Origin of the sequence: Streptomyces sp. SID5785, from assembly GCF_009870065.1 — a bacterium.
Classification (GTDB): domain Bacteria; phylum Actinomycetota; class Actinomycetes; order Streptomycetales; family Streptomycetaceae; genus Streptomyces.
In genome coordinates, this window is record NZ_WWIA01000577.1 from 1 (window position 1) to 4,242 (window position 4,242).

The following is a 4,242-nucleotide window of genomic DNA, read 5'->3' on the forward strand; positions in this document are numbered from 1 at the left end:
CGGAGGACCGGCCGCGCGGCGGCGGGCCGACCCGGCCCGTCAAGCACCGCGGCCTCCTCGCCACGGCCGGGTTCATCACCGCCGTGGTCCTGGTGATCCTTTTCGGCATCGCCCTGTTCCCGTGACGTCGGAAGACCTGTCATGAACCTCAACGACCGCCTGGTCACCGTCACCCTGAGCGACTGCACCGAGCACGACGCCCGGTGTGTGCTGACGCAGCTCGGGGTGGCGGACGCCGACCGGGCCCCCGTGCACGCCGCACCGGCCCGGAGCGTCCGGCGCCCCACGGTGTGGACCTCCGAGATCGACGCCGATTCCGGTCCGACGGGCGCTCCCGGGGCCCGCTCCGGCTCCTTCACCGGCCCGCTGGACGGCGCGGTCGAGGTGACCGCGCAGGGATCGCCGCACCATGTGGCGATGCTGCGCACGACCCTGGCCCGCGCCTTCACCGTGGAGGACGAGGGATCGGTCTCCGGCGACCAGGAGTGCGACTGCCTGTTCCGGCTCACCGCCGTGTGAGCCTGCGCGCGCGACGGGCCGTCCGGCTCACCACCGCGCGCACTGCGGCGCACCGGCCTCCTCGCGGATCCGTGCGCAACTGCGGCTGATGAGCCGGGAGACGTGCATCTGCGAGATGCCCAGTTCGTCGGCGATGCTCGCCTGCGTCATGTCCTCGAAGAAGCGCAGGTAGAGGATGGTGCGTTCGCGTTCCGGCAGCTGCCGGATGCCTTCCTTGGCGGCTTCCCGGTCGGTGACGCGCTCGTATCCGGGGTCCGGGGTGCCGAGCCGGTCGGCGAGGCTGACGCCCTCGGAGCTGTCGTCGCCGTGCGCGGTCTCGGCCTCCAGGGACAGTCCGCGGTAGCTGTGCAGCGCCTCCGCCCCTTCGCGGACCTCCTCGCGGGTCATCCCGGTCTCCCGGGCGATGTCGCCGGTGCTGGGCTCGCGCTCGGGGTGGTCGGCGCGCTCCATGAGGTCGCGGCGCGCGAAGCGGACCCGGTTGCGCAGGTCCTGGACCCGGCGCGGCACCCGCTGCCCCCAGGTGTGGTCCCGGAAGTGGCGGCGCAGTTCGCCGGTGATCGTCGGCACGGCGAAGGGCTCGAAGGCTCCCTGGCCGGGGTCGTAGCGGTCGACGGCCTTGACGAGCCCGACCGCGGCCACCTGCTCGAGGTCGGCCATGCTCTCGCCCTTGTTCCGGAACCGTCCGGCGAGACGGTGGGCCATCGGCAGCCAGGCGGTGACGAGTTCCTCGCTGAGCGCGTCGTGCTCGCGTCCCGCCGTGCTCCGTGCCAGGCGGACGAAGGTCAGCTCGGTGTCGGGGGTGTCGTCGTGCACACGGTGGGTGGTCATGAGGAATCCTCCTCCTCCGCGCTTGCGGTGCGGTGCCGCGCGGGGTGCGCGCGGCCCGGCCGGATGCGTCCGGGGCGGGCACGCCGTCTCGCCTGCCCGCTCCCGGGCGGGACGAAACGGACTCTCACGCGGCGGGGTCGGCCGCCTCGCTGCGCACGCGGGCGCAGCTGTCCTTGATGAGGCGGGACACGTGCATCTGGGAGAGGCCGAGCAGACCGGCGATCCGTACCTGCGTCATGCCCTCGAAGAAGCGCAGGTAGAGGATGACGCGCTCGCGTTCGGGGAGGTGGCGCAGGCCGGCCCGGACCGCTTCGAGGTCGGTGACGAGGTCGAAGGACGGGTCGGGGACGCCGAGCGTGTCGGCGATCGTGCCGCCGTCCCGGTCGGCGTGGGCCAGCTCCGCGTCGAGGGAACGGGCCCGGTAGCTGTCGAGGGCGGAGAGGCCGTCGCGCACCTCCGCCTCGGTCAGGCCGGTGTGCGCGGCGAGTTCGGCCACGCCCGGCTCGCCGCCGCCCGGCCGCTCCATCAGGGCGCGGCGTGCGGTGCGCACGGTGGTGCGCAGTTCCTGGACGCGGCGCGGGACGTGCAGGTCCCACAGGTGGTCGCGGAAGTGCCGGCGCAGCTCGCCGGTGATCGTGGGCACGGCGTACGACTCGAACGCGCCGAGCCGCGGATCGTAGCGGCGGACGGCCTTGAGCAGGCCGAGCGCGGCGATCTGCTCCAGGTCCTCCGTGCTCTCGCCCTTGTCGCGGAAGCGGCGGGCGATGCGGTGGGCCATGGGCAGCCACGCGGTCACGATCTGTGCGCACAGCCGGTCACGCTCGGTGCCCGGGTCGAGCCGCACCATCCTGGCGAAGAGCGCGGCCGTGTCGGGGGCGTCGTGCTGGTGCCGCGCACGCGCCGGAGGTGCTGCGCGGCCGATGCTGTGGGCGTTGCCGGTGAGCATGCCGGACCACTCCTCAACGAGGTGTTGAAGATGCCTTCGCTCGGTGCCACCTTTGTGGTGGTTTCCTCCCATTGTCCACCCGTTCCGTCCCGCCCGGTGTGAGCGCGCCCCGACGCGACGACCGGCGAAGTCCGGCAAGGGGGACGAGGATGGAATCGGGGCGGGCACGCGATCCCTCTCGACCTCGGAAGCGGTACGACGATGAACAGCGACAGCCCTGCCACGGACACACCCCTGTCGAGCCGCGCGGTGTCCGGCGCACCGTGCTGGGCGAGCCTGACCACACGCGACCCGGTCGCGGTCCGGTCGTTCTACACGGCGGTCCTCGGGTGGGAGTGGCGCACCGGGAGACTGGGCGAGCGATACGGCTTCGCGCAGGTCGGCGGGGTGCCGGTGGCGGGCGTGGCGGCGGTACGGGCCATGGGCGACACCGCGTTCGCCTGGACGCCCTACTTCGCCACCGCGGACGCGGACGGGACGGTCGCCCGCAGTCACGAGCGCGGCGGGACGACGGCGATGGGCCCGCTCTCCTTCCCGCCCGGCCGGGCGGCGGTGCTCGCCGACCGCGACGGGGCCGTCTTCGGCGTCTGGGAGGGCGAGCTGATGGGCGACTGGACGGCGTGGCGGCGCGCCGCGCCCGCGTTCATGGAGCTGCACACCCGGGACGCCTTCGACGCGGTCATGTTCTACGCGGAGGTGCTCGGCTGGTCGTCGGAGTCGGGGAGCTGCTGCGAGGTCCACTACGAGGACGAGAGCGTCGTCCTGCGCAGCGGCGGCGAGGCCGTGGCCAGGATCCACTCCGGCGCCGTGGAGTCCGCGCGCGATCCGGCGATGCGGCCGCGCTGGCGGATCCGGTTCACCGTCGACGACGTGCGGGAGTGCACGCGGGCCGCCATGGCCGCCGGGGGCCGGGTCGTGGCTCTCGGCGCGGACGGTGCCGAGGCGACCCTGAGCGATCCGGACGGTGCCCGGTTCCTGGTGAGCAGCCGCCCGGCGGCCTGACCTCAGAGGGCGGGGGTGCGGGCGGGCCGGGAGAGCAGCAGCAGGCTGTGCGGGGCCAGCAGGAGCCGGCTGCCGGCCTTGTGCTCCGTCTCGTCGGCGACGCCGACCGGGTCCGTCGTGTCGATCCGGCTCGTCCAGCGCTCGCCGTAGCCCGCGCCCGGGACGGCGAAGGGCACCGCCTCCCGGTAGCTGTTGAGGAACAGCAGGAACGAGTCGTCGACGACGGGCCGCCCGTGGGCGTCGGGTTCGGCGATCGCGTCGCCGTTGAGGAAGACGCCGAGGGCGTGCGCGTCGGGGCGCCGCCAGTCCTCGTCCGTCATGGCGCGCGCGTCCGGCCGCAGCCACACCAGGTCGGGCAGCTCGTCGTGGCGGGCGCCGTCGGCGGTCCCTCCGCGGAAGAAGCGACGTCTTCGCAGCACGGGGTGGGCGGCGCGCAGCCGGATCACCCGCCGGGTGAATTCGGTCAACTGGCGCTGTTCCTCGGTCAGTTCCCAGTCGATCCAGGTGAGCCGGCTGTCCTGGCAGTAGGCGTTGTTGTTGCCCTGCTGGGTGCGGCCGAGCTCGTCGCCGTGGGCGAGCATGGGGATGCCCTGCGAGAGCATGAGTGTGGCCAGGAAGTTGCGCTGCTGGCGGGCCCGGAGCTCGAGGACGCTCTCGTCCTGCGTCGGCCCTTCGGCGCCGCAGTTCCAGGAGCGGTTGTCGTTCTCGCCGTCCAGACCGGCCTCGCCGTTGGCCTCGTTGCGCTTGGTGTCGTACGAGACGAGGTCGCGCAGGGTGAACCCGTCGTGCGCGGTGACGAAGTTGACGCTGGCGCGGGGGCGCCGGCGCTCGTGCTGGTAGAGGTCGGACGAGCCGGTCAGCCGGGAGGCGAACTCCGCGACCGTGCGGTCCGCTCCGCGCCAGAAGTCCCGCACGGTGTCGCGGTACTTGCCGTTCCACTCGGACCA

Annotated in this window: 4 protein-coding genes and 1 pseudogene; 2 read left to right on the forward strand and 3 right to left on the reverse strand. The window is 73.4% G+C overall.

Annotated elements, in window-relative coordinates:
* The first annotated feature begins 141 nt into the window (after positions 1-141).
* Entirely contained in the window at positions 142-519 is a 378-nt protein-coding gene (locus GTW43_RS18715) for a hypothetical protein (protein WP_161303174.1), read from the forward strand.
* A gap of 27 nt (positions 520-546) precedes the next feature.
* Here GTW43_RS18715 and GTW43_RS18720 read toward each other — a convergent pair whose 3' ends face one another.
* Positions 547-1,347, reverse strand: a complete 801-nt coding sequence (locus tag GTW43_RS18720; RefSeq protein WP_161303175.1) for a SigB/SigF/SigG family RNA polymerase sigma factor — start codon at positions 1,345-1,347, stop codon at positions 547-549.
* 124 nt (positions 1,348-1,471) lie between these two features.
* Entirely contained in the window at positions 1,472-2,293 is an 822-nt protein-coding gene (locus tag GTW43_RS18725) for a SigB/SigF/SigG family RNA polymerase sigma factor (RefSeq protein WP_161303176.1), read from the reverse strand.
* A gap of 201 nt (positions 2,294-2,494) precedes the next feature.
* Here GTW43_RS18725 and GTW43_RS18730 point away from each other — a divergent pair, with 201 nt between their 5' ends.
* Positions 2,495-3,295 (forward strand): VOC family protein, encoded by an 801-nt coding sequence (locus tag GTW43_RS18730; protein ID WP_161303177.1) that lies wholly within the window; start codon positions 2,495-2,497, stop codon positions 3,293-3,295.
* Between the two features lie 2 nt (positions 3,296-3,297).
* Here GTW43_RS18730 and GTW43_RS18735 read toward each other — a convergent pair.
* Positions 3,298-4,242, reverse strand: a pseudogene (locus GTW43_RS18735) (glycogen debranching enzyme); the annotation flags it as partial.